Raw genomic sequence first — 24,303 nt, 5'->3', positions numbered from 1 at the left:
ACTATCGTCATGTTTTATCGTTATAGCGTTACAGACGATAAACCTTATTTTTCTAAGAAGTTAAGGACAATGTTATAATCAGTGCAACGGATGAAGGGAGCAATTATGACAATTAGACACAAGAATTATATTCCAGATAATATTGAGATTACTGGAGCCAATGCTAATAACTTGAAAGATCTTAACGTCAAAATCCCATTAAATTCTTTTGTAGCTATTACCGGTGTTTCCGGTTCAGGAAAGTCTTCCTTAGCAATGGATACGATTTATTCTGAAGGTGCCCGTAAATATCTCAATGCATTATCGACTTATACGAGACGACGGATCACTCAAGTTGGCCGTTCCGATGTGAAGGATATCAAGAATTTACCATCAACAATTGCATTACGGCAAAGACCAGTCGTTCCCAGTGTTCGTTCAACTGTTGGTACAATGACTGAAAGTTTGAATATTTTACGATTGATGTTTTCTCGTTTAGCCTCAGTCCTTTGTCCGAATGGACATCGACTTGATCCGACGCTGAAAATTTCCCAATTAATGGATCTGCCAACTTCTGATGAGGCTATGGGACAGCTAACTTGTCCGGTTTGTGGCGTCAAATTCAGGATTTTTGGGGCGGAGGATTTTGCCTTTAACTCTGACGGTGCTTGCCCAACTTGCCAAGGAACCGGTTTTCTCAAAGAAATTGAGTTAGATAAAATCATTCCTGACCGATCTTTAACAATTGATCAAGGAGCTGTTTTATCATGGAATTTACCTGGTCGAACCTTACAAAAAGAGGTCATTAAAGAACTAGGTGTTAGAACCGATGTGCCATTTCAAGATTTAACTAAGAAAGAGCAAGATATTGTTATCAATGGACCAGAACAACGCAAAGAGATTTTGGTACCAACGAAGACCGGTCGCTCTTTTAGATTAAATGCGCTCTATGAAAATGCCATCGCGGCTGTGAAGAATAGTCTTAAAAGCACTAAAAATGAGAATACTTTGACTAGATTGGAAAGATTTTATTCCGAAAAGATTTGTCCAGATTGCCATGGTAGCCGGTTTAATCCCAAATTGTTTACGAATCAGTTAGTCGGGAAAAATATTGCCGAAGTATCGAATTTTACGATTTCTCAATTACAAGATTTTTGCAAAGAAATTATGAAATGGCTCCCTCATGATATGCAAGCTTTAGGCAAAAATTTAACCAATGAATTATTGGAATTGTTAGCACCAATCGTTGATTTAGGTTTGAATTATTTAGCTATTTCACGAGCAGGTAATTCTTTATCAACTGGAGAATTGCAACGAATTCAATTAGCTAGAACGATTCGCAATCAGATGACTGGTGTCTTGTATGTGCTTGATGAACCAAGCGTGGGTTTACATCCTGCCAATGTCACTGGTCTGATCAAAATTTTGCGAGAATTGGTCCAATTAGGTAACTCGTTGATCGTGGTCGACCATGATACTAGTATTATTGCTGCCGCCGACTATGTAATTGAAATTGGTCCTGATTCAGGAAAAGATGGCGGTAGAGTCATCAGTCAAGGAACGGTCAAGGAGATTGAAGCAAATCAGCAATCGGTAATTCAGCCATATTTGACTGGGACGGCTCAAATAATCAAACATCCTGTCCAAAAACCATTTCAAAAGGGTACTCTCCAAGTCGAAATTGGAGACCGTTATAATATTCATGGGATGACAGCTAAGTTTAGTAAAGAGTCACTCAATGTCGTTTCGGGGATGTCTGGGTCTGGGAAAACCACTTTGATATTTGAAAGTTTGGTACCAGCGCTAAACAATCAGTTGACCGGTGATAAGTTACCAAGTTATGTCAAAAGCGTCGACCCAGCTGGAATCAAAAATATCGTCAAGGTCGATTCTGTACCGATTGGCAAGAATGTTCGTTCAACAGTCGGTACTTATACCAAGACTTTGGATCAATTAAGAAAGATTTTTGCCCAGACACCAGCAGCAAAAGCTAAAAAGTACACGGCTACTTACTTCTCATACAATAATAAACAAGGTGCTTGTCCTAATTGCGGTGGCACTGGTGTTATCACTTTGGATATTCAATATTTGCCCGACATGGTTCAAACATGTCCCGTCTGTCATGGCAATCGCTATAAACAAGATATTTTGAATATTACTTGGCATGGGAAAAATATTGCTGAAATTCTTGATATGTCGGTGCGCGAAGCTAGAGACTTTTTTGAAGATGTACCTAGCATTAAAAATACCTTAGATGTCTTGATCAATATTGGCTTAAGTTATCTCAAATTAGGCGAAAGCACTCCAACTTTATCTGGTGGGGAAGCACAACGTCTGAAATTAGTTACCTACATGAAGCGCAGTCAGAAGAATCAATTGTTCATTTTTGATGAGCCCAGCGTCGGATTACATCCGAAAGATGTTGGCGTATTACTAGGTGTCTTTAACAAACTTTTGAAAAAACATGCGACCATCATTGTGATTGAGCATGACTTAGATATTATTGCCAATGCCGACTATATTACTGATTTAGGTCCTGAGGGTGGAGTTAACGGTGGTAAAATCGTCGCTACTGGTTCACCCAAAGAGGTGGCTAATAATCCTGCTAGTTTGACTGGTAAATATCTAAAAGCACATTTACAACTATTTAATGAAGATTAATTTTGAGGTGAAAAAAATGGAAAAAATTGGTGTGATCGGTTTAGGAAATATTGCTCAAAAGGCATATTTACCCGTTATGGCAACGTTGCAAGATCAATTTGAATGGCATCTGACAACTCGTAACGAGGCTAAAGGTAAAATGCTCGAACAAAAATATGGATTCAAGCATTTTCATCAAACCTTAGATCAGCTGATTGCACAAAAGCCACTGGCGGTTTTTGTACATACTCCGACCGAAACACACTATCAAATCATCAAACGATTGCTTAGTTCAGGAATAAATGTGTACGTTGATAAGCCAATTTCAGAAGATCTACATGAAGTGGAAGCTCTGTACCAGTTAGCAGCTAAAAAACAACTCCTCTTAACTTGTGGGTTCAATCGTCGTTTTGCGCCTTTTAATCAGGAATTGAAAAAAATCACTGATAAAAGAACAATCGTCTCAGAAAAAATTCGAGAACAAGCAGTCCAATCGACGAAATTTGCTATTTTTGACTTGATGATTCACTCTATCGACACGGCGGTATATTTATTGGACGAAAAGATTCAGCACGTTAGTAATTTCTTAGTGACTAAAGATGGTAATTTGGAACAGGGCTATATCACTTTGCAAACGGCTAAGAGTCAGGCTCAAATAATCACTAATATGGCGGGTGGTAGCAATCTTGAACTATCGACGGTTCAGGGAGTTAATACCCGTCAAGTAGTTACTAACCTTAATTTATTACAGACTTATCAAACAGGGATGATTACACAAACAGCACGTCCTGATTGGGAAAATACTTTAGTAACTCGGGGATTTGATCCGATTATTCGGGCCTTTTTAACTGCTGTGACCACAGGAGCTGACAATCCAGTTAGTCCAGAATCAGCAATTTTGAGTCATAAACTATGCACAGAGTTGAGTGATTCAATTCAAAATGATTAACCCAGTCCTCCTACCATATCTTGGGGCGAACAAGTGTCTTTATACAAGATGTTCCATGTGAAACATCTTTTGCTAATACTTACAGCGACAAGGGCTTTGACACTTGAACATGTGAAAACGAATACGGAAATTAAAAAATATTGACTTATAAGTACCTCCATGCGATACTACGTGACGGTGCCAAACCGAGGTAAGGGTAAATGGTTGGCGTGTATGCGTTTGGAAAATCATTGCACCTTACCACGAGGATCTGCAGATGTGCAGGTCCTTTTTTTGTTCCCAAATTAAAGCCTAAGTTGATTTATTGTTGAGAAATTTCGCAAGTAACTAGATGTCTCTTAACAATCAGTTTATAATTTTTCAATATACAACTGAGAGGTGATACAAATTAAGAGATTGGCAATGTTTGGCTATGGCCTATACTTAAGTGCTGTTATCGGTGTTATAGCAGCAGCCTTTTTGATTTTAGAGGGCTTACTTTCGGATCTAATTTGGACAGATAGCAACCACATTTTCCAGACGATATTAATAATCATTGGCAGTGGATTTTTGTACTTTTTACTCAGCCATTGGCCAAATCTTCCTAAAACGGCTCATGATTCTTTAATAGAATTGAAACAGAGACGTACGATTGATTATCAGGATGTCTTTTTAAATTTATTAGTCACCTTGGTAGTCTTAGTATTTGGTGCTGGTGTCGGTCCAGAGGCGGCTTTATTGAGTGCCATAATCTCACTGTCGATTTGGCAAGCGGATAATTTACGTTATCTTTATTTTCAATATGATGAGTTGAAGGATTTGCCAAAGACAGATGTATTTAAACGACTCTTTAATCCTTTTAAGTATCGACAAAGCTATGATGAAAAATTAGCTCCGAAACAGCCGAAGTTGATCAAGCAAAAAAAGCTACTCTACGTTGTTTTTGCCATCAATGGAGTTTTAGCTTTTGGCTTATTGCTGCGGCAAACGGATCAGCCTTCCTTTATTACTAAGCTAGGTCAATCGCACTGGCAAATTGAACAATTATGGATCGTGCCGGTTTTGATGATTGTGATTGCAATTTTTGGCAAGCTGATCAAAGTGATATATCAAATATTGGTCAAGCAATTGCAGCGGTTAGAGATTTCTCTGACAGTCAAGATTTTTATCGGGATGCTCGGTATCATTCTTGTTTCATATCTTGCTCCTGACTTATTGTTCTCGGGCCAACACAGTCTGCATCTCTTGACAGGAGCTTGGTCAAAGGAAACGCCAGAATTTTTGTTAACAATGGCTTTATTGAAACTGATTTTTTTAGCCTGGTGCTTGAACTTAAACTGGCGTGGGGGAGACATCTTTCCGATTACTTTTGCAGCAATGACGTTGGGATTTGCGGTCGCTAAAATCGTACCCCAGTTTGATATGTTGTTGGTAACAGCAGTAGTGGCAACAACGTTGATGAGTGTTCTCTTATCGCCACTAGTCAGTGGAATCTTCTTGTTATTTTTCTTTCCCATTACTCTTAGTCCCATCATTATTGGTGTGGCCTTAATAATGTACTTTTTATCAAAATTAAAAAAATATCAAATAACCCGCTAAATTCTTCAACTAGGATTTAGCGGGTTATTTGGTATTTGAGTTCACTGATCAGTTCTTTCGATAGCCATAAGCAAAGTAAACTACTACGCCAATGGCGAACCAAGCGAGGAAAGTGATCCAAGAATTGATGCTGACTTGGGTCATTAAGATCAGACATAAAATGACGGAAATGACTGGTAAAACTGGATAAAAGGGAACTTTAAATTCACTTTTCGGAACGTCTAAACGATGACGTAGTTTGATGATACCAGCGGCAACGAAAGTGAAGGAGACTAAGGTACCGATGTTAACCAAACTAGTCAGTTCTTTTAACGAAACGAAGCCACCTAGTAAAACTGCTAAAAGAGTGATCATATTCAAGGAAATGATGGGCATTTTAGCTTTTTGATCAATTTTTCCAAAAGCTTCGGGAATCATTTTGTCCCGACCTAAGGCGTAGATCAGTCTTGAGCCACCGTAGACTGTGTTGAGCATCATGGTAAACATTCCTGCCAAGGCACCAATATTGATTAGGAAGGCAATTTTGCCTAATTTAACGTAATTTAAAGCAAAGACTACGGGGTCAGCTACGTTTAAATGCTTGTAATTGACCATTCCGGTCAAAACTGCTGAAAGGATCACGTATAAAATGGCACAGATCGCCAGGGAGATCATAATACTGATAGGAATGTTCTTCTGGGGATTTTTGACTTCAGGGGCTGAAGAGGGAATGACGTCAAAACCTAGATAAGCAAAGAAAACTAAAGCAGCTCCTTTGACGACACCAAATCTACCCATAGGAAAGTAGGGATGGTAGTTTGCAGGCTTGATGTAAAAAATACCCACGACAATAAAAGTTAACACGACGGCAATTTTCACGAAAACCATCACCGTATTCATTTTGGTAGAAGCTTGAATGCCTCGACGCAATAAAAGATAAATCAACACTAAAACGATAATAGCAGGAAGATTGATAAATGAACCGTTACTGGGTTCAAATGGGCCGATAATGGCCTTAGGAAGCACCAAGCCGAAGCTTTTCATCAGACTCACAAAGTAGGCCGAGAAACCAGAAGAGACGGCAGAAACGCCCAGAACGTATTCTAGACATAATGCCCAGCCAATCAACCAGCCAGGGAACTGGCCAAAAATAATGCTGCCATAAGAATAAGTACTACCAGCTACGGGAAAGGTTGATGACAATTCGGCGAAGCACATGGCAGTTAAGATACAGACAATAGCCGCTAGAATAAAGGAAATAGTAATCCCTGGTCCAGCAGTTCCATAAGAGACGATACCAGGTAAGATAAAGATACCCGTTCCGATAATGGCGCCGATTCCCATCGAAATGAGATTTCCACGGGTCAGAACTTTTTCAAAATGAGAATCGCCGGCCATAAATTCTTTATAGTCGGACTTTTTAAACAATTTTTCTTTCATAATTAAATTAACCACCTAAATACAACCTACTTAGATTACATGTCTTTAAAAGTTGTTGTCAACCAAAAATATTAACTAAGAAAAAGGCAGTCAATTTTGAAAAAATGATTCCAAAAATACCCCTGATTCCAAACTCGAATCAGGGGTATCTAATATTTGATCATGATAATTAGGAGACGAATGAGTCATTCAATCTCCCAAGAATTAAGTGCAATTATTTTAATTTTGAAGCAGCTGCATCATCTAAGATGATAGTTACGTCAGGATGGTTTTGCAAAGCACTGGCTGGACAATCTTCAGTCACAGGTCCGTCAACTGTAGCAGCAATGGCGTCAGCTTTATTTTCACCGTAAGCTAACAAGATAATCTTCTTAGCTTTCATGATTGAACCAATACCCATTGAGTAAGCAAAACGTGGAACGTCTTTTTCGTCTTCGAAGAAACGAGTATTTGCTTCGATAGTAGATTCTGTCAAACCAACTTTTCTAGTCTTACCATCAAATGGTGAGCCAGGTTCGTTGAAACCAATGTGACCATTTCTACCGATACCAAGAATTTGCAAGTCGATAGGATTTTCCTCAATGATCTTATCGTAAGCAGCTGTAGCAGCTTGAGCATCAGGATTTGAGCCATCAGGAACATATGAATTCTTGAAAGGCTTCTTGCTGAAGAGGTGTTCATTCATGAAGTAGTGGTAACTTTGTTCGTTGTCTGGTTGTAAGCCAACGTATTCATCCAAGTTAACTGATGTCATATTGGAGAAATCGAGGTCACTAGCAGTCATTTCGTTATAAAGAGTAATAGGGCTGCTTCCAGTTGCTAATCCTAAAACTTTGGCACCATTTTCGATGTCATTTTTAACAAGCTTAAAAGCTTCTTTACCGCCCATTTGGGTATCTTTAACTTTAATTATGTTCATTATATAAATCTCCCATCTCTATATTTCTGGTCTAGTCCAATCTAATGCATTTTAAGGAAATTGTCAATATAATACTGAGATTAAATAAAAATAGTTTAAAAATTGCCAGAATCAATGCAAAATCTTCACAAGTTAGGTATATTTTTAACTAAGAGTAAAAACTTAAAGAGGCAGAATAAATTTGGAAAAAATATTATCTACATCTGAAGGAAGCGTCAATACAAATATGATCGGACCATATGACAGCGACAGTATCATTGTGCTTGTCCCTGGTATCAATGGATCGATTGATTATTTTAATGAAATCATTCCCTTTTTAAAGAAAAAATATCAAACAATCGTCGCCTTGGATCTTTTGGGACAGGGCAAATCTTCCAATGCCAAAAACGACCATTATACGATCGATACCCAAGCTTGGAACTTGTTGGAGGCAATGGCACGTGCTAAAGTAGCTAACAAGTTAGTGATCTTTGGTTACGGAGTCGGTGGTCTGATTGCCGTAAATATGGCTGAAATGCGTGGCTTTACAGTCAATAAGTTGATTTTATTGAACACGCCCGCAACAGATAAATATGCTGACATGGATGCTCATTCGGCAGTAGCTAACATTCCACTCTTTGGTAAATTGGCTAAGTCCCCCGTTAAAGCAGGACTATACTTTGCCAAAGACTTTGATCGTTCAGCCTTGAAAGATCCTAAGATCGTGGACAAAGCAGCCAATGCCGTTGATCATAAAGTAGCTAAGAAATTGCAGAAGATGGCTTTGGATTATTTAGGTGAAAAGCCATTGAACAAACGCCTTAGAAGTTTCAACATTCCAACGCTTGCTTTGTTTGGCGAAGATGATCAGATTTTGACGGAAAAGGGTATCAAAGATGCCAAAGCAACAATTGGTCGAGTGCCTGATTTACAAATGGAAGATATTAAGGGCGCCGGTCATTTGGCAATGATTGAGAAACCAGCTGAAGTGGCTGAGAAAATAATTCATTTTGACGAAACTACAGAGAAGAAAACCGAAGCAATCAATTAAAATATGACAGCCGTCAGGCTGCCATATTTTTGTCTTGAATGATTTTTACAGGTTGAATTAAAAACTTGTTTTTTTGAGAACTAGCGATAGGGATGTATTTATCGCCATCTTTGTAGACGAATTGAATCACATCGTAATTATTGTGAAGCTTTTTAGCCTGATCGGAGATGATCTTTTGAATCGAGTAGATATAGAGTTTTTGGTCATCATTGGCTTGATTATTTTGGACAGCTTCATAAGTGGTTTTGAGATACTTCTGCGTCTGAGTATCGGTTAATTTGACTATGATGACGGTGTGAGGATATTTACTAGTTTTATCGTTGATATTATGTTCTTCTTTGATGGTTACGATGGAACCATTTTGATTAAATTTTTGGTCAAGATTCTTTTTGATATTCTTGTATTCAACTTTAGGATGGCTAGTTGCTTGATTATTCTGGACTACTTTACTAGGTGTTCTAAGAGTAAAAAATGATAATAGCCCAGCAAAAATAACTACGATGATAAGTGCAATACTTAGATAGACTTTATTGATCGAATTACGCTGTTTTTTGTGCATTAGTAAGAACTCCTAACCAGCCAAATATGCCTTGATTATAACATGGTGAAATGTGATACAGCTTAGACTACAGGATAAATAGGTAGTCGATTCGTCTCTACGTATAAATTACGATATAAAAATTAAAATAAATTCAATATGCAGATTGATTGACTAAAACTGTCATTCTCGGAATACTTTCATTATAACCAAATAACTAGAAGAAAGTGGGAAATGCTATGTCTTCACATCAAGCGTTATTGATTATCGACTATACGAATGATTTTGTGGCCGACCAGGGAGCCTTAACTTGCGGGAAGCCAGGTCAAGCTATCGAAAAAAGTATTTTAGATTTAGCTGCCAAAATGTATCAAGATGGAGATCGAGTTTGGTTTCCGACTGACGTCCACAAGGCGAATGATCCATATCATCCCGAGACGAAATTATTTCCGATCCATAACGTGCGGGGAACTTGGGGAAGAGAACTGTTTGGAGGTCTGAAGGATTGGTACGACGGTCATAATGATGGTGAGCAAGTCAAACTATTCGATAAGACTAGATACAGTGCTTTTGCTGGAACTGATCTCGATTTACGCTTACGGGAACGAAAAGTTGATACTTTGCATTTAGTTGGTGTCTGTACGGATATTTGTGTACTTCATACGGCTGTCGATGCGTACAATCTAAATTATCAATTAGTTATCCATGAATCGGGCGTAGCGTCATTTAATCAGGCAGGGCATGAATGGGCATTGGATCATTTCAAAAATTGTTTAGGAGCCAAAATAGTCGACTAGGAGATGTTTTTCATGGAAGATGAAAATGATTGGATCATGAGACAGATCAATTCCTTTGCCAGAGGACTAGGGGCCACTTTATCTAAAGGCAAAGCTGAGGAAATTGAAGTTGTCTTTCCCCAAAAAGAAGCAGAAAAATTACCTCATCAGACTGAGATTGAAAAGTTGTTAGATGAAAAACAGTACGCTAAAGCGGCTCACCGAATATTGCAATTACAATATGGATTATCCGAGACAAACTTTGTAAAATTAGGTACGTGGTTCTATTCAAAATTGAGTGGAAAAGAGCTGCGGGGTAATAGTCAAATAACGGCTGAGAGTTTGACTGTTGGTTTAAAAAAGATTGAGAAATTCGATGAAAATATCTACTAAGAATAATTCTATTAACAAAAGCTTTATTGATTTTTAAAACACCACCATAAATGTTAGATTGTCTAACATTCATGGTGGTGTTTTCTTTATAAGAATCAATATAAACCCGTGAGGAATGATCCAGAAGTAGAGGAGTGTTTTACTTTAGCGGTGAATTTTTGGGCGAGTATTACAAATCTCTTTTTCCGTTAAATATTGATCGAAGTGACTTCCTAAGAACAAAGGAACTTTTTCTTCAACAACGTCGCTAAATTCCAAACCGAACCAAAGGGCAGGAGAAATAGTGAGGTTTTGTAGCAAGAGACGTCCACCAATCAAGAAACGGTCGAGTCCCCGCATGTATTCTTGGGCGCCTAAATCCTGGAACTGTTGATTTTGAATGACGAACTTGAAAGAGCCTACGTGTCGATCTTTGACCATTGAGTAAGTAGGTGTTTGGTCATCAATAATATGTTGATCTAATAAGCTAGTGATGATCTGTCTAATGTAAATATTCACATGTTGTGATTTTTTGAAACCGAGATTCAAGGTAACGTCAACGACGTTTCTTGTTCCCATCATATCAACGCTGTAGTTGCATTCGTAAGGGGCACTAGTTTGATTGACAGTGATGAACCAGTAAACTTTAGCCCGTTTCGGATCTTGATCCAAAATCGAATAAATGATCGATCTTTTCAAGGTATGATTAGGGCCCATCTTCAACATGTAGACTAAATTGGTCGAGTAAGTGGGGATATTTTCATCTTGACTGAGTTTTTCTAGTTGAGGGATGAAATCAGTCAAATGAACATTTTCACTCTCAGCCATATAAGCATCACGGCGCTTGTTTCCAAAGTACCAGACGACCATAATCAATAGAATTGCGGCTGTGATGATGATCGTTACGTAACCGCCATGAACAAATTTTATGATGCTGGAGACGAAGAAGAGGCCTTCCAAAGCAAAAAAGAGGACCAAGAAAAAGTTGGCAAACAAACGATGCTTCTTCATGATCAAGAACTGATGCAGAAGAATGGTTGTCATTAGCATTGTCATCGTGATGGCCAAACCATAGGCTGCCTCCATGTGTTCGGATGTACCAAAGCCCCAGACGATACTGACCGTGATCAGACAAAGAATCCAATTCACTGCCTCAATATAAAGTTGACTCTGTAGTTTGCCGGGGAATTTAACTTTAAGCATTGGCAAGATCTTTAGACCGATTGCTTCTTGAACTAAAGTAAACGAGCCAGTTATTAGAGCTTGTGAGGCAATAATTGCTGCTAAAGTTGCGATGATAATGGCAAAAATTTTAAACTGCTCTGGTAACATTTGATAAAACGGATTGATACCCGTAACGTTATAACGACTGTCTTGATAATTAGAAATCACCCAGGCGGCCTGACCGAGATAATTAAGCATCAGCATTAAGTAGACGAAAGGCCAGGTAGCATAAATATTATGCTTTCCAACTTGTCCCATATCTGAATATAAAGCTTCAGCACCAGTAGTGGCTAGAAAAACACTGCCAAGGATGAAGATTCCAACCTTATTAACTGGACTGAATAAGACTTGGATAGCGTAAATTGGCGATAAGGCCTTGAGAACACTGAGATCGTTAGTCATATTAAGTAACCCAGCAATCCCAATAAAACTGAACCAGATGAACATGATTGGACCAAAGGAACGTCCAATTCGCTCTGTTCCAAACTTTTGAATAATAAAGATCGTTAACAAAATTATCGTGACAATGATCAAGACGATGTGTTGACTGTTAGAAAAAGTAAGATGACCAAAACTTTGGCCTTTGATACCTTCAATAGCAGAAGTTACCGTAACAGCAGGGGTCAAAGTTCCGTCGGCTAAAATGGCAGACCCACCGATTAAAGCGGGGATGATCAACCATTTTCCTTGTGAACGGACTAGAGCATAGAGGGCAAAGATACCACCCTCTTTTTTGTTATCAGCTTTCATAGCAATCAAAACATATTTGATCGTAGTGATAAGCATTAGAGTCCAGAAAATTAAAGAAACGCTGCCGATGATATACTCAGGTTTTGCGTCGGCCATCGTTCCAGCATCGTTTAAGATGGCGTTCATAACGTATAAAGGTGATGTACCGATATCACCATAGACGATACCCAGTGTTATCAGCATACCTAGAGCCGATAATGATGAATTTCTCTTTTTCATGCTTATCTCCTTTTTACCAATTCCTGGTGCTGTTTACACAGTTCTAATTATAGTTTTTTTGTTAAAATTTAAAAATTTATATGATTGGCATCCAAAACACATATTGGTATACATGAAAATGATTTAGTTATACAATACTGAAATTAAATAAAAAGACTATAAAAGAAAAGAATGTGATTGGTATGAATGTGGTATTTATGCTTCTTTCAGCAATATTGGTCTGGTTAATGGTTCCAGGAATTGCCGTGTTTTACAGCGGTTTTGTACCCCAAAGAGATGTCACGAGAATTTTATTTGATAGTTTTTTAATGTTCGGTCTGGCCGGTCTTTTATGGATCGTGATCGGTTTTCCAGTTTCATTTGAAGGTAACAGTTTAGGATTGATCGGCAATTTTAACCATTTATTTTTGTCAGGGATAGACTTATCGTCTGTCTATGGCACGACAAAATTGCCGACTTCTGTATATTTAATATTTCAGATGATGTTTGCTATCTTGACCCCAGCTCTTTTTTTAGGGGCAGTCGCTAGTCGAGTTAAAATCAAGTTTATCTTGTTGTTTGTTACCTTGTGGTCTTTGTTCATTTATTATCCACTAGCTCATATCGTTTGGTCTGCCAATGGTTTTTTAGCTCAATTGGGTGTCTTAGACTTCGCTGGTGGAACTGTTATTCATATTAATGCTGGCATCACAGCGATGATCTTGGCGATTACTTTGCGAGAACCTTACAAGTATCACAATGAACAGGTGCAAGGTAATCCTTTATGGATTTTAATGGGAACGGCTCTTTTGTGGGTCGGTTGGTATGGTTTCAATGCTGGTAGTGCTTTGAATATTGGCTTTCCAGCAATCAATGCTTTCTTCACCACCACGGTAGCAGCTTGCACAGCTTTGATGACTTGGATGGCTTTGGAACAAATTTTTAAAGGTCATGTCACACTCAGCGGTATTTGTACAGGTAGTATTTGTGGATTAGTAGGAATCACGCCTGGTACTGGATATGTAACGGTCTTCGGTTCAATTATCATTGGAATTATTTCAGCAGCCGGTAGTTTTTATTTCATGAATTATTTGAAATATCGGCTACATCTCAACGATTATTTAGATATTTTTGGTTGTCATGGTATCAGCGGAATTATCGGTTCGCTAGCAGTAGGATTATTTGCCACCAAGTCGGTTAATAACGCCGTTACAACTAATGGTTTATTTTATGGTGGTGGTTTAAAACAATTGGGAATGCAAACTTTCGGCGTTATATTTACTATTATCTATGTCTCAGTAATTAGCGTTGTCATCGTGCAAGTTTTGAAACGACTATTTAGAGAAGATGTCGGACTGCCCAATCTTAAAATAGCTTAAAAAAAGCTCTTTAATTTAAACTAGAGATTTTTTTGTTCACGTGTTGGGTGGCGAGTATTACGTTCACGTTTCTTTTCATCGCTAGCCTTGAGTGATTGGATTTCATTTTCGATCTCGCTGAGGACTTCAATTTGCATCTTCTGAATATCTAAGATGTGAGGCCATTTGACTTCATTCAGCTGATCCAATTTTTCGTGTAAGATCCGGATCTCCATTTCTGATTTCATATTGGTCTTGTAATCATTTTCTGAATCAAAACGGTCACGCTCGGCCTGTCGGTTCTGACTCATCATAATGATAGGAGCCTGTATTGCGGCCACACAGCTCAAGAATAAGTTCAGTAGTATAAATGGATACGGATCAAAATTAACGCCTAAGAAGTGTACGACATTGATCGTCATCCAAACTATTAGGATAATTAGAAAGGCGATAATAAATCCCCAACTACCACCAAATTTGGCTACTGCATCAGCTAGTCTTTGTCCAGTTGACCTTTTACCATAGACGGTATCATTGAGATTGGTGATGACATAAGTATCTTTGGCCATTTCTTTTTTGAGTTTGTCGCTCGTTGCTTGATCAGTTTTACGTTCTTGATCGATAACTGCCTGCATTTGATCGATTCTTAACTTCTGTAAATCCTTTAAGCAAATAAACGAGGACTGTTTCGCAAAACTATTAGTTTTGAGAATTTGTTCTCGCAATTGTCCACTGAGGTCTCTTAAGAAAAGCCCCTCCATGATCGTAAAATGTTTTCCGCAAATAATACAAATTTGATTCTTTTGGATTGCCATAATGCACCCCCTTGAATAAATACAGACTCAGTATAAAGGGGGGAAAAAATTAAAGCAAAAAAACCAACTTAAAGAATTTTCGATAATAGCAAGTGAGGTATGACTTTTTTAAATCTACCTCACCAACATGACTTAGATTTAAAATTTCCATAAAAAAAGTTCCAGTAGCTCAACCATTTTACAGGTTAAAGTCACTGGAACTTTTTTATGTGAAAAATAGGCATTTTAGCCTAGATTCAAGCTTATTAAATAGATTAAATTGTACCTTTTCTAATTGCTGTCTTGATACCAGCGATTTCCATAATTCCACGATCAGCGGAAAGATGTTTCAACAATGAAGCCATAGTTCCCTTGAACTTCAAGTTCTTGTCGGTAATTTCGGCAATACCATGATTTTGTCCAAGTGAAGCGACTGTACCTAGTGAGTGATAAGAGAATGGTTTGAGATCTTTACCATTCAAGGCAGCAGCGATATTAAAGGCTGCTCCAGCACCCTCAGCAGTAGCTAATTGGCCAGTTGTTGGGTAAGGACGTTCTTGACCCTTAGGAATAATTGCTGAATCATCACCGATAAAGTATGCTTCGGGGTGTTCTTCTAAGTTGAGGAATTCAGTTGTCATAACACGGTTTCTTCTAGCCTCAATGCCAGAATCGGAGATAACATCAGAACCGCTGACACCAACTGTCCAAAGAATCGTACTACCGGCAACACTCTTTTCCGTGTCGCCATCCATATAGACAACAGCCTTTGGTTCGATCTTTTTGATCTTAGCGCCAGTTAACAAGTTGATGCCATTCTTTTCTAGATAATCTACCGCATAGCTTGCCAAGTTTTCATCGAACATTGGTAAGATACGTGTGGCCATTTCTAGACAAGTAACCTTAATTTCAGGGACATCATACTTGGCCTTGAGGATTTTAACAGTGTCAACTAGTTCACCTAAGATTTCAACACCGGTGAAACCAGCACCACAGACGATGATCGACAGGTCGGCAGGATCTTGAGAATTCTTGTAGTTAGCGATATTTTCATTTATCTTTTTATAAATATTTTGAGCTGTTTCCATATCTTGAAGGATCAAGGCATTCTCGCTGGCACCTTCAAGTCCAAAGTCTTCTGAACGGAATCCTAAAGCGACGACGATATAATCATATGAAATGTCATCGTGATCAGAGAACTCAACTGTTTTGTTATCCAAATCTAACTTAGAAACAGTTGCTTTAATAAAGTTAACATTTGAAGGAAGAACTGAACGAACGTCAAAGCTTACTGCATCGGCGCGGTTAGTTCCTGCTGCAATAGTATGTAAAGCTATTTTTTCAACATGCTTTTCGTGTTGATCGATTAAATCGATTTGTGTGCCTGCTGGGGTTTCTTTAGCTAAATCACGAGCAGCTCTTAAACCGCCATAGCCAGCGCCTAATACTAATATATGTGCCATAATTAACCTTCTCCTTCTGTCTTAAAAATAGATGTTTACGGTACCATTATATATCGTTACTGCGTTTTGGAAAAATTATATGCTATAAAGGATTTCGAGAGATCGAATGCTTCAAGAAAAAAGGTGCAATGATCGTGATTAAAATGATACTGATAATGACAGCTGAGTAATATTCTTCTGATAACAACTTGACGCCATAGCCTACTTGGGCAACGATTAGTGCCATTTCACCTCGAGAGATCATTCCTGAACCGATAACGTAAGCGTCTTTAAAATTGAAACCTGAGATTCTGGCACCAAAACCAGCCCCAATTAGTTTACCGATGATACCTGTGATCGTGAATAAGGCAATCAGCCAAAAGTCATGTAAGAAACTGTTAAATTCCAAATTCAATCCGATACTGATGAAGAAAATGGGGATAAAGACTGCATAACCGATCAATTCGATATTGCGGCTGACTTGAGGGTCGTAATCGGCCGCGTTAGAAACGGCAATTCCAGCCACAAAAGCTCCAAGCACTGAATCCAGTTGAACTTTGTCGGCAAAAAATGCCAAAGCTAAACAGATCACTAAAGCAAAGATGGTTTTGGCGTGAGTAGCATCGATATAGTCAGCTAATTTCATTAATTCGGGAATGACCCATTTGTGTAGAATAACGATAATAATTCCAAAACCGACCCACATTGCTAGTAGTAACAGGATTTTTTTGAGCGAAAAGTCACCAGTCAAAGTCCCTGACATAACGCTTAGAATGGAGATAGCTAAGATATCGTCTGCGACCGCGGCTCCTAGGATCACTGTGCCAGAGGTACTGGATAGGTAGTTCAAACTTTTTAAGACCTCGACGGAAATGGATACCGAAGTGGCCGCAAAGACGACTGACATAAAGATACTTTCTTTCAAGTTGATACCAAAAATCAGCGCCGTTCCCAAGGTCAAAGCAACGGGTAAAATAACGCCACAGATGGCTACATTGATACTAGGGAGGAGATGTTTGCGTAAAAGCTTCAGGTCGCTCTCTAGTCCAGCCAAGAACATTAATAAGATGACGCCAATGTCCGCAAATAATTCCACTTCATGCGTTGGTTTAATGATATTGAGTACACCTTTGCCCAAAATAACCCCTAGAATTAGCTGACCGACAACCGCTGGTAAATTTAGGCGATTGAAGAGGTGACTGACGATTAGAGTCAAAAAAAGCATTAATGCTAAAAGGGTTAAAAATTCCATGGCAAAGTCCTATTCTTTCTTAATGCCATTGATAAAAATATTGATAATCGTTGTGAGATTGGCAATATTACGCTTCCTTTTGGCATCATTGTATTCAATGTAAGGGAGTAACATCGTTAAAAAAGTTCCGACTTGAACGGGAATGGCAAGGTCAGATCGGAGTTCTGATTTGTGAGATTGAAAAATATTAAAAAGTACTTTGTAATATCCACCATCCCAATTTTGGCCAATATCTTTACGTTCCTCGTCAGTAAAGAAGGTGGCAATGTCGTTTCGCATAACAAAGTAATTGATCCGAAAATTTTCAATCATGAACTGTGACATATATAGTAAAAGTTCTTCAAATGGTAATTCTTTATGGCTTTTGTATTCAGCTAACAAGTTATCACTAAAACCACTCATCGCATACTCAAGCGATTTTACGTAAAGAACTTTTTTATTTTTATAGTAGTGATACATATTTGGCTGTGTAATGTTCAATTCTTGAGCAATTTTTCTCGTTGAAGTTGCTTGATATCCTTGAGATAAAAACATTTCAGCAGCAACCTTCAGAATCGCATTCTTGGTATTCTCAGCTTGTTGATCTCGTGTATTCATTTTTATATAACCCACCCTTAGTCTATTCGTATACATTATATATTAATGCAAGTGGCTTATCACATGATAATTTTCACTTGGAAATGAAAAAAGCAGAGACTCTATCAATTACGACAAAGTACTCTGCAATTATTTCTTGTCTTTAACGATATAGATTGGACGTTTTTTAACTTCCAAGAAAATTTTACCGATATATTCACCCAAGATACCAATACTCAAAAGTTGGATTCCACCGATTAGTAAGACGATTGAGACAATTGATGCCCAACCATTGACACTACTCAAAGGATAGATGAACTTGCGAATGATAATACCAATGATTGCGATTATCGAAGTGATCGAAAAGATTGTTCCCATCCAAGTTGCAAACATCAATGGTCCTTCAGAGAAATCGACGATACCGGTGATCGCATATTTGAATAACTTCCAGAAATTCCAAGAAGTTGATCCGGCTGAACGTTCACGGTTCTTATAAGGTAAGTACTTAGTCTTGAAGCCGACCCAACTAAAAATTCCCTTAGAGAAACGATTGTATTCGGTCATAGATTTGATGGCTTCAACCATTTGCCGAGTCATCAAACGATAGTCTCTGGCTCCAGGGATAATCTTGGTTTGAGACATCTTATTGATAACTTTGTAGAAACCTTCTGAGAAGAAGGAGATGATTTTATTTTCACCCTCACGATCCATTCGAGCAGTTCCTACGCAGTCATACTCGCCTTGTTCGAGAATGTCGAACATTTCGGGTAACATTTCAGGAGGATCTTGCAAGTCCACATCCATAACGGCGATATAGTCACCGGTAACTTCATTGAGACCAGCGTATAGGGCAGATTCTTTACCGAAATTACGTGAAAAGGAAATGAAGTGAACTTCGTCACTGTGGGCCTTTTGTAAATCTTTTAAAATTGTATAAGTACTATCTTTGGAGCCATCATCTACAAACCAATATTCTAAATTGAACTTATTAGTTTGTTCTTTCAACTTCGTCATAGCGTCGTAATAAATTTGAATAGTTTCTTGTTCATTGAAACACGGCACAATAATTGAGATTGTTTTCATTTAATTGTTCACTTTCGTAATAGTTAGAAAAAAACACTCACGAATGAGCGTTTTAAAAAATTAAACTTTTAATGATTCTGGAAGAGCTAGTTTACCATCACTTGTCGTATTAATAACACTAACACTTATATCACGATTTGTCTTATTTTCAATTTCATGTAGGTCATCATCAGTTTGGACAAAAATATCTTTAATATCATTATTTTTATCAATCAAATCGATAACGGCAGAAATATTTTTGACAACATCTTGGAAGAGACGGATTGTATTTTCGCTGTCAATACTATTCACATTCAAGATCAATTGGTAAAGCAGGTCAGAATTATTACCGACAAAGACGACATCTTCCGTATTTGGTGAGATACTCTTTAGCCACCAAGTAATTAATTCAGATTTTTCATTAAAGTCATGTTCCAACAAGCCATTCTTATCGAAGAGTTGATAGCTGTTAGCATGACCCTTGTCAAAAATCACGGTTAATACGATTGAACCATCGGTGCGGTAGAAGTGTTGTTCAGCGATATCTTTGTTCTTATTGAAAGTTTGAGTTGATGATAATTGTCCCTTACTGTTGTAAATATTAGTCTTAACAATCTGGTCATTCTTGTAATAGTTGATACGATCGATTATTTTATCGAAATATTCGACAGTCATAAGTAATGTCTGTTGTTGGTCATAGATAAAGGTATCTTGCGATTCAACATCAGTTCGAGTTACCCAGCTGTCATTTTCAGGGATGGCAACTTTTTTATCGGTAGGATTGTCGCTTGCTTGCAATTGGTCAAATAAGTTAATCACGTTAGGAATAGGCAAGTGGTTAGCTTTGGCTTTAGCATCAATAATTTCATGAATATGATTGTTGTAAAAAGTTGAAACCACTGTGACAGGACTTTGAAGTTTTGTCTCCAAATAGTTGATCATGCCAAAGAAGTCATTCTTAGCGGCATCGGAATCAAAATTATCGGCGGCTACGTAATAAGCTTTGTCTTTGTCTAAGTAAACATCACGAACCAAATAAGCTGAATGGAAAACATCTTTGATGTAATTACTGATGTAATCGATATTGTCGTTAACTTCTTTGAGTTCACCGTCGATCTTCTCGTGTTCTTCACCAAGACTTTGAATATGGCGTTCGAGTCCAGCGATTGTTTCGACACGATAATTGTGATCGCTTGTCATCTTGTCATTGATCTCATTAGCTTTTTGTTTCAAATCGTTAATCTTAGTATTAACTTTACTGATATCTTTATTTAATCCGTCAGCTTGGCTGTTAAGTTTCGTAATATCTTCTTGAGAGCGATTGATTTGGCTCTTCAATTCTTTTCTTTCAGCATAAAGTTTATTGATGGCAGTTTTTTGTTCTTCCATCGAAACCATCATTTTTTGTAAATCAGTTTCTTCTTTTAGTGAAGTTGATAAATCAGCTTCAGATTGCTCGTTTTTAGCCAAATCATTTTGTAATGATTCAAGATGAGCAGTCTGGGAGTTGATTTCGGAATTCAAGTCGCTTAATTCTGACTGTAAACTTGCTAGTTTTTCTTCTTGTTCTTTACGATCAGCGTTGACACTAGCTAGATGTTCTTTAGCAGCATCATCGTTTTGCGCCTTAGTATCAGCTAACTTATCGTTTGATTCTTTCTCATCACGCTTCAAAGTTGCCAAATATTTGTCTAAAGTTTCTTTTTTGGCTTCGAAGTCATCCTTTTCGGTAAAAAGGTTTGTCTTGAGATTATTTCTCAATTGAGCATACTGATGAGATAGGTCATTCATTTGCTCTTCAATCTTGATACGCTTATCATGAACTGAAACAGGTAAATTTTCTTCTTTATCTTCAGCTTGAGTAGCAACTGCTGGTTTATCAGTTGTTGAAGCGGTATCTGGTTTAGGATTTTCGTCCTTCGTAGGAGAAGTTTGAGCAGGTGCTGAAGGTTGCTCAGGTTTCTCATCGATTTTGCGTAGTATGTCTAAAAATTTCACGAATGAATTCCCCCATAAAAAGACTTATAATAGTTTAAAGAGTAGCATTTTTTTATATTAGTGTAAAGTTGATATGAAGCTATTTGAAGATAGTACCTAGACCAAAAAAAGGAGAGTTTTTTGTATGAAGATTATGGCTATAAATGCAGGTAGCTCCACCTTGAAGTGGAAACTTTTTGAAATGCCTGAAAAAACAACAATTGCTTCGGGAATGATCGACCGTTTGGGTAGTCCCAAATCAGTTTTTAAATTGAAATACAAAGGCGAAAAAATCGAGCGCGAAGAAGCAATCAAGTCAAATGATGTTGCGGTTCTAGCAGTTTTAGACGCACTCAAGGATATGAAGATCATTGATAGATTCGAAGATATCGTCGCTTTTGGTCATCGAGTCGTTGCCGGTGGAGAAGATTTCAAAAAGTCTGCAATCATTAATGATTCTAATTTACATAAAATTGAAGATTTATCTGAATATGCACCACTACATAATAAGGTTCAAGCCTATTTCATCGATGTTTTCAAAAAACTAGTTCCTAAGGCCATTCAAGTAGCTGTTTTTGATACTTCATTCTTTGTTGATATTCCTAAGGAAAATTATATTTATAGTGTTGATTTAGATGACTATAAAAAATACCATGTTCGCCGTTATGGCGCCCATGGTACGAGTCATCGTTATATTGCTCAAAGACTTGAAAAAATCGTTGATGGCGGTATTCAAGATAAGAACGTTATCGTTTTGCATTTAGGAAGTGGTGCTTCGATCAGTGCTATCAAGCATGGTAAAGCCTTTGACATTTCGATGGGCTTCACACCGCTGACCGGTATTATGATGAGTTCCAGAAGTGGAGACATTGACTTTTCACTAGTTCCATACCTAATGAAAAAATTAGGAATCAGTGATGTCAATGATATGATCGATATTTTGAATCATAAATCTGGCTTACTCGGAATTTCTGGAGTATCGCCTGATATGCGTGATATTGAAGCGGTTGAAGATAACAATACTCGGGCTAAATTAGCTTTAGAGATGTATCGTAACCGCATCATCAAATATATCGGCTCATACATGGCGGAAATGGGTGGTGTCGACATCTTAGCCTTTACCGCTGGTGTTGGTGAAAATTCAGCTGAAGTGCGTGAAGACATTCTCAGTGGCTTTGAATTCATGGGCTTGAAGATCGACCAAACGAACAACCAAGTTCGTGGCAAGGAAATTAAGATTACGACTGATGATTCAACTATTGACGCTTATACGATTCCAACCAATGAAGAATTAATGATTGCTCAAGATACATATGATTTTGCGAAATTGCTTGACGGAGTTAAAAATTAAAAATAACTCCTAAAATAAATGTCACCGTCTCTGTCAAAGTGATCAGTAAGAGATTCTTGATTATCAAAGGGAAAGTCTTCTTTTTGATAGGATTCTTGCTGAAAGCTTTGGCATTTTTATAGACTACAGGCGCGATTAAGAATGTTAAAAGCATCATTTTAGGTAAAATTCCCAGAATGACTGAGCAGACTAGAGCTAAGTAACCTAAAACATATAGTGATTTTAAAATAAAAATTGAATTATCTTTACCCAAGTAGTAGAGGATAGTCTTACGTCCTAAATCCAGATCTTCTTGTTGATCGGCGATATTATTTGCTAGCAATAAGTTGGAAATGGCAAAGACGGTCAGCAAAGATGACAATAAGGCATCGCCGTAGAAGTTGAAAGTTAATATTACGGTCGGATTGTTGACCACATTAATATAAATCGCAATTAAATAAATGACAAAACCCATGGTGAAACCTGAAAAGAATTCACCGAAGGGACCACGGTTGATAGGCCAAGGACCGCCAGCGTAACAAAAACCAACTGCAAAAGAGAATAAACCCATCACTAAAAGAGGCCAACCGGTTCGAGAAACAATGAATAGTCCAATAATTGCAGCGATAGCTGTGAATGAAAAATCCAGCCAACCGATCAAGTGAATATTTAGGTGATTTACACCAATGACATTGGTATTACGACGGAAACTTTCGACACCAGTGGCATTTTTGTAATCCCAATAGTTATCGTTAATATCTACAGCCATGTTGAATAAGAACATGGCGATAAAGAAGAGAATCAAATCTAAAGCGTTTATTGAATGCCAGTGATAATATGAGTACAGGGTTCCCATGAGAAATGGGAAGATACTGGCAGTTTTAGCTTTGATCTCAACAAGCTCGAAAAAAACAGATGGTTTCAATAGAATCAGTCCTTTGGATTTGATAATTTCTATTATAGAATTATTTGCAGAATACACAAAGGTATACAGGGGAAAGAGATACTTTTTATGGCTAATACGATATGGAAAAGTTATCCGCAACTGGCGGGTAAACTAGATCAAACAACAGATTTTATTCACCAGCAAGTGAATATTAATAACCTTGAGATAACTTCAATGATTAAAGATTTAACTTCTGGCGGCAAGATGTTGCGTCCAGCCTTTTTCTTGTTGTTTAGTGATTTTGGTCCCCAGAAAAGAACAACCCAAGAACTAATTCCTTTAGCCGCTTCGCTGGAAATCTTGCATGTGGCTACTTTGATTCATGATGATGTAATCGATGATTCACCGTTACGCCGTTCGCAACCGACGATTCATACAAAATACGGACGTCGGAATGCAATTTATGCTGGAGATTACTTATTCACCCTTTACTTTGAACTTATTTCGAGAAATTTAAGTGATAATAATGATATTTTGAGAAATGCTTTAAGTATGAAAAAGATTTTAGTCGGTGAGTTAGATCAGATGCTGATCAATTTCAACGTTAAGGCAACCACTAAGATGTATCTAAATGAAATTTCTGGAAAAACGGCAGAATTATTCAGTTTGAGTGGTGCGATGGGAGCAATAGTCAGCGGCGGTGATCAAGAATTGATCGATTGGTGCAAAGGAATTGGCTATGACATTGGCATGGCCTTTCAAATTATTGATGACATTCTCGATTTCAGCAATACTTCACAGATCGGTAAACCTTCCCACGAAGATTTAAAAAATGGCGTTTATTCTTTACCTTATATTTTGGGCTTAGAGGCTGGTAATGAAAAATTGATTAGAATCTTATCGCAAGAAGCATTACAACAAAATGATGTCATGACAGCTACTAATATTGTGGTTGACGATGGATATTTAAATCAGGCCAAGGATATTGCCCGCAGTTATACTCGTCGGGCAATCGATGAAATTGCAAAATTACCTAAAAATAATAGTCAAAAAGCCCTTCAGGCCGTGGTTAAGAGACTGATCAATCGGATTAAATAATAATAAAAGAGTCGCCATTAATTTTGGCTCTTTGTCAAATAATAGTTTTTGTATGAAAAGCATCCTCTTGTAGGGTGCTTTTTTCTTACCAATTCTTCAAGAGAAACATTGGAGCAAGGCATTATATGCTACTCTGATTTTGCCGCAGATTATAGT

At 37.8% G+C, this 24,303-nt stretch carries 20 protein-coding genes; 9 read left to right on the top strand and 11 right to left on the bottom strand.

Going from position 1 to position 24,303, the window contains the following annotated elements; translation table 11 throughout:
* The first annotated feature begins 105 nt into the window (after positions 1–105).
* From ACYT32_RS01840 to ACYT32_RS01830, 3 genes are all read left to right on the top strand, one after another.
* Positions 106–2,640, top strand: a complete 2,535-nt coding sequence (locus tag ACYT32_RS01840) for an excinuclease ABC subunit UvrA (RefSeq protein ID WP_395266048.1) — start codon at positions 106–108, stop codon at positions 2,638–2,640.
* A 16-nt stretch (positions 2,641–2,656) separates the two neighbouring features.
* The gene (locus ACYT32_RS01835; RefSeq protein WP_395266049.1) at positions 2,657–3,568 is read left to right on the top strand and encodes a Gfo/Idh/MocA family protein; all 912 of its coding nucleotides are present in this window, start codon (positions 2,657–2,659) and stop codon (positions 3,566–3,568) included.
* A gap of 402 nt (positions 3,569–3,970) precedes the next feature.
* The gene (locus ACYT32_RS01830; protein WP_461793348.1) at positions 3,971–5,146 is read left to right on the top strand and encodes a chloride channel protein; all 1,176 of its coding nucleotides are present in this window, start codon (positions 3,971–3,973) and stop codon (positions 5,144–5,146) included.
* 48 nt (positions 5,147–5,194) lie between these two features.
* Here ACYT32_RS01830 and ACYT32_RS01825 read toward each other — a convergent pair whose 3' ends face one another.
* The gene (locus ACYT32_RS01825; protein ID WP_395266051.1) at positions 5,195–6,565 is read right to left on the bottom strand and encodes an amino acid permease; all 1,371 of its coding nucleotides are present in this window, start codon (positions 6,563–6,565) and stop codon (positions 5,195–5,197) included.
* A 214-nt stretch (positions 6,566–6,779) separates the two neighbouring features.
* Positions 6,780–7,484, bottom strand: a complete 705-nt coding sequence (locus tag ACYT32_RS01820) for a glucosamine-6-phosphate deaminase (protein WP_395266052.1) — start codon at positions 7,482–7,484, stop codon at positions 6,780–6,782.
* Between the two features lie 181 nt (positions 7,485–7,665).
* Here ACYT32_RS01820 and ACYT32_RS01815 point away from each other — a divergent pair, with 181 nt between their 5' ends.
* Positions 7,666–8,514 (top strand): alpha/beta fold hydrolase, encoded by an 849-nt coding sequence (locus tag ACYT32_RS01815; RefSeq protein ID WP_395266053.1) that lies wholly within the window; start codon positions 7,666–7,668, stop codon positions 8,512–8,514.
* 13 nt (positions 8,515–8,527) lie between these two features.
* On the opposite strand, the gene ACYT32_RS01810 is transcribed toward ACYT32_RS01815, so the two are convergent.
* Positions 8,528–9,073, bottom strand: a complete 546-nt coding sequence (locus ACYT32_RS01810; protein WP_395266054.1) for a hypothetical protein — start codon at positions 9,071–9,073, stop codon at positions 8,528–8,530.
* A gap of 218 nt (positions 9,074–9,291) precedes the next feature.
* Here ACYT32_RS01810 and ACYT32_RS01805 point away from each other — a divergent pair, with 218 nt between their 5' ends.
* Both ACYT32_RS01805 and ACYT32_RS01800 read left to right on the top strand, forming a co-directional pair.
* Positions 9,292–9,849 (top strand): cysteine hydrolase family protein, encoded by a 558-nt coding sequence (locus tag ACYT32_RS01805; protein WP_395266055.1) that lies wholly within the window; start codon positions 9,292–9,294, stop codon positions 9,847–9,849.
* 12 nt (positions 9,850–9,861) lie between these two features.
* On the top strand, positions 9,862–10,221 hold the full coding sequence (locus ACYT32_RS01800) for a DUF6483 family protein (RefSeq protein WP_395266056.1): 360 nt from the start codon (positions 9,862–9,864) through the stop codon (positions 10,219–10,221).
* A gap of 144 nt (positions 10,222–10,365) precedes the next feature.
* On the opposite strand, the gene ACYT32_RS01795 is transcribed toward ACYT32_RS01800, so the two are convergent.
* Entirely contained in the window at positions 10,366–12,393 is a 2,028-nt protein-coding gene (locus ACYT32_RS01795) for a KUP/HAK/KT family potassium transporter (protein WP_395266058.1), read from the bottom strand.
* Between the two features lie 182 nt (positions 12,394–12,575).
* On the opposite strand from ACYT32_RS01795, the gene ACYT32_RS01790 reads away from it, so the two are divergent.
* A complete protein-coding gene (locus ACYT32_RS01790) occupies positions 12,576–13,751 on the top strand; it encodes an ammonium transporter (RefSeq protein WP_395266059.1) in 1,176 nt (391 codons plus the stop codon).
* Positions 13,752–13,771: 20 nt separating this feature from the next.
* On the opposite strand, the gene ACYT32_RS01785 is transcribed toward ACYT32_RS01790, so the two are convergent.
* The 6 genes from ACYT32_RS01785 to ACYT32_RS01760 all read right to left on the bottom strand — a co-directional run bounded on the left by ACYT32_RS01785 (position 13,772) and on the right by ACYT32_RS01760 (position 20,854).
* Positions 13,772–14,545: a DUF1003 domain-containing protein gene (locus ACYT32_RS01785; protein WP_395266060.1), complete on the bottom strand. Its 774-nt coding sequence runs from the start codon at positions 14,543–14,545 to the stop codon at positions 13,772–13,774.
* A 254-nt stretch (positions 14,546–14,799) separates the two neighbouring features.
* Entirely contained in the window at positions 14,800–15,987 is a 1,188-nt protein-coding gene (locus ACYT32_RS01780) for an NAD(P)/FAD-dependent oxidoreductase (protein WP_395266061.1), read from the bottom strand.
* A gap of 82 nt (positions 15,988–16,069) precedes the next feature.
* Entirely contained in the window at positions 16,070–17,218 is a 1,149-nt protein-coding gene (locus tag ACYT32_RS01775) for a cation:proton antiporter (RefSeq protein ID WP_395266062.1), read from the bottom strand.
* A 9-nt stretch (positions 17,219–17,227) separates the two neighbouring features.
* Positions 17,228–17,815, bottom strand: a complete 588-nt coding sequence (locus ACYT32_RS01770; RefSeq protein WP_395266063.1) for a TetR/AcrR family transcriptional regulator — start codon at positions 17,813–17,815, stop codon at positions 17,228–17,230.
* A gap of 129 nt (positions 17,816–17,944) precedes the next feature.
* Entirely contained in the window at positions 17,945–18,877 is a 933-nt protein-coding gene (locus tag ACYT32_RS01765) for a glycosyltransferase family 2 protein (RefSeq protein WP_395266065.1), read from the bottom strand.
* A 60-nt stretch (positions 18,878–18,937) separates the two neighbouring features.
* Complete coding sequence (locus tag ACYT32_RS01760) at positions 18,938–20,854, bottom strand: coiled-coil domain-containing protein (protein WP_395266066.1); 1,917 nt, start codon at positions 20,852–20,854, stop codon at positions 18,938–18,940.
* A 124-nt stretch (positions 20,855–20,978) separates the two neighbouring features.
* Here ACYT32_RS01760 and ACYT32_RS01755 point away from each other — a divergent pair, with 124 nt between their 5' ends.
* Positions 20,979–22,184 (top strand): acetate/propionate family kinase, encoded by a 1,206-nt coding sequence (locus ACYT32_RS01755; RefSeq protein ID WP_395266067.1) that lies wholly within the window; start codon positions 20,979–20,981, stop codon positions 22,182–22,184.
* On the opposite strand, the gene ACYT32_RS01750 is transcribed toward ACYT32_RS01755, so the two are convergent.
* Positions 22,174–23,088, bottom strand: coding sequence for a 1,4-dihydroxy-2-naphthoate polyprenyltransferase (locus ACYT32_RS01750; protein ID WP_395266068.1), 915 nt, complete (start codon positions 23,086–23,088; stop codon positions 22,174–22,176). The two genes, ACYT32_RS01755 and ACYT32_RS01750, sit on opposite strands and share 11 nt — an antisense overlap.
* Before the next feature lie 87 nt (positions 23,089–23,175).
* On the opposite strand from ACYT32_RS01750, the gene ACYT32_RS01745 reads away from it, so the two are divergent.
* Entirely contained in the window at positions 23,176–24,147 is a 972-nt protein-coding gene (locus ACYT32_RS01745; protein WP_395266069.1) for a polyprenyl synthetase family protein, read from the top strand.
* The last annotated feature ends 156 nt before the right edge of the window (positions 24,148–24,303 follow it).

The organism is Companilactobacillus sp. FL22-3, from assembly GCF_054881455.1.
The sequence above is the reverse complement of the archived record's forward strand: the minus strand, read 5'-3'. Positions and strand labels throughout refer to the sequence as shown.

Coding starts and splice junctions, on each gene's coding strand:
- ACYT32_RS01800 (WP_395266056.1), top strand. CDS start 9,862: ATGGAAGATGAAAATGATTGGATCATGAGACAGATCAATTCCTTTGCC.
- ACYT32_RS01780 (WP_395266061.1), bottom strand. CDS start 15,987: ATGGCACATATATTAGTATTAGGCGCTGGCTATGGCGGTTTAAGAGCT.
- ACYT32_RS01755 (WP_395266067.1), top strand. CDS start 20,979: ATGAAGATTATGGCTATAAATGCAGGTAGCTCCACCTTGAAGTGGAAA.
- ACYT32_RS01790 (WP_395266059.1), top strand. CDS start 12,576: ATGAATGTGGTATTTATGCTTCTTTCAGCAATATTGGTCTGGTTAATG.
- ACYT32_RS01770 (WP_395266063.1), bottom strand. CDS start 17,815: ATGAATACACGAGATCAACAAGCTGAGAATACCAAGAATGCGATTCTG.
- ACYT32_RS01835 (WP_395266049.1), top strand. CDS start 2,657: ATGGAAAAAATTGGTGTGATCGGTTTAGGAAATATTGCTCAAAAGGCA.
- ACYT32_RS01795 (WP_395266058.1), bottom strand. CDS start 12,393: ATGAAAAAGAGAAATTCATCATTATCGGCTCTAGGTATGCTGATAACA.
- ACYT32_RS01840 (WP_395266048.1), top strand. CDS start 106: ATGACAATTAGACACAAGAATTATATTCCAGATAATATTGAGATTACT.
- ACYT32_RS01825 (WP_395266051.1), bottom strand. CDS start 6,565: ATGAAAGAAAAATTGTTTAAAAAGTCCGACTATAAAGAATTTATGGCC.
- ACYT32_RS01805 (WP_395266055.1), top strand. CDS start 9,292: ATGTCTTCACATCAAGCGTTATTGATTATCGACTATACGAATGATTTT.
- ACYT32_RS01830 (WP_461793348.1), top strand. CDS start 3,971: ATGTTTGGCTATGGCCTATACTTAAGTGCTGTTATCGGTGTTATAGCA.
- ACYT32_RS01820 (WP_395266052.1), bottom strand. CDS start 7,484: ATGAACATAATTAAAGTTAAAGATACCCAAATGGGCGGTAAAGAAGCT.
- ACYT32_RS01785 (WP_395266060.1), bottom strand. CDS start 14,545: ATGGCAATCCAAAAGAATCAAATTTGTATTATTTGCGGAAAACATTTT.
- ACYT32_RS01810 (WP_395266054.1), bottom strand. CDS start 9,073: ATGCACAAAAAACAGCGTAATTCGATCAATAAAGTCTATCTAAGTATT.
- ACYT32_RS01775 (WP_395266062.1), bottom strand. CDS start 17,218: ATGGAATTTTTAACCCTTTTAGCATTAATGCTTTTTTTGACTCTAATC.
- ACYT32_RS01745 (WP_395266069.1), top strand. CDS start 23,176: ATGGCTAATACGATATGGAAAAGTTATCCGCAACTGGCGGGTAAACTA.
- ACYT32_RS01765 (WP_395266065.1), bottom strand. CDS start 18,877: ATGAAAACAATCTCAATTATTGTGCCGTGTTTCAATGAACAAGAAACT.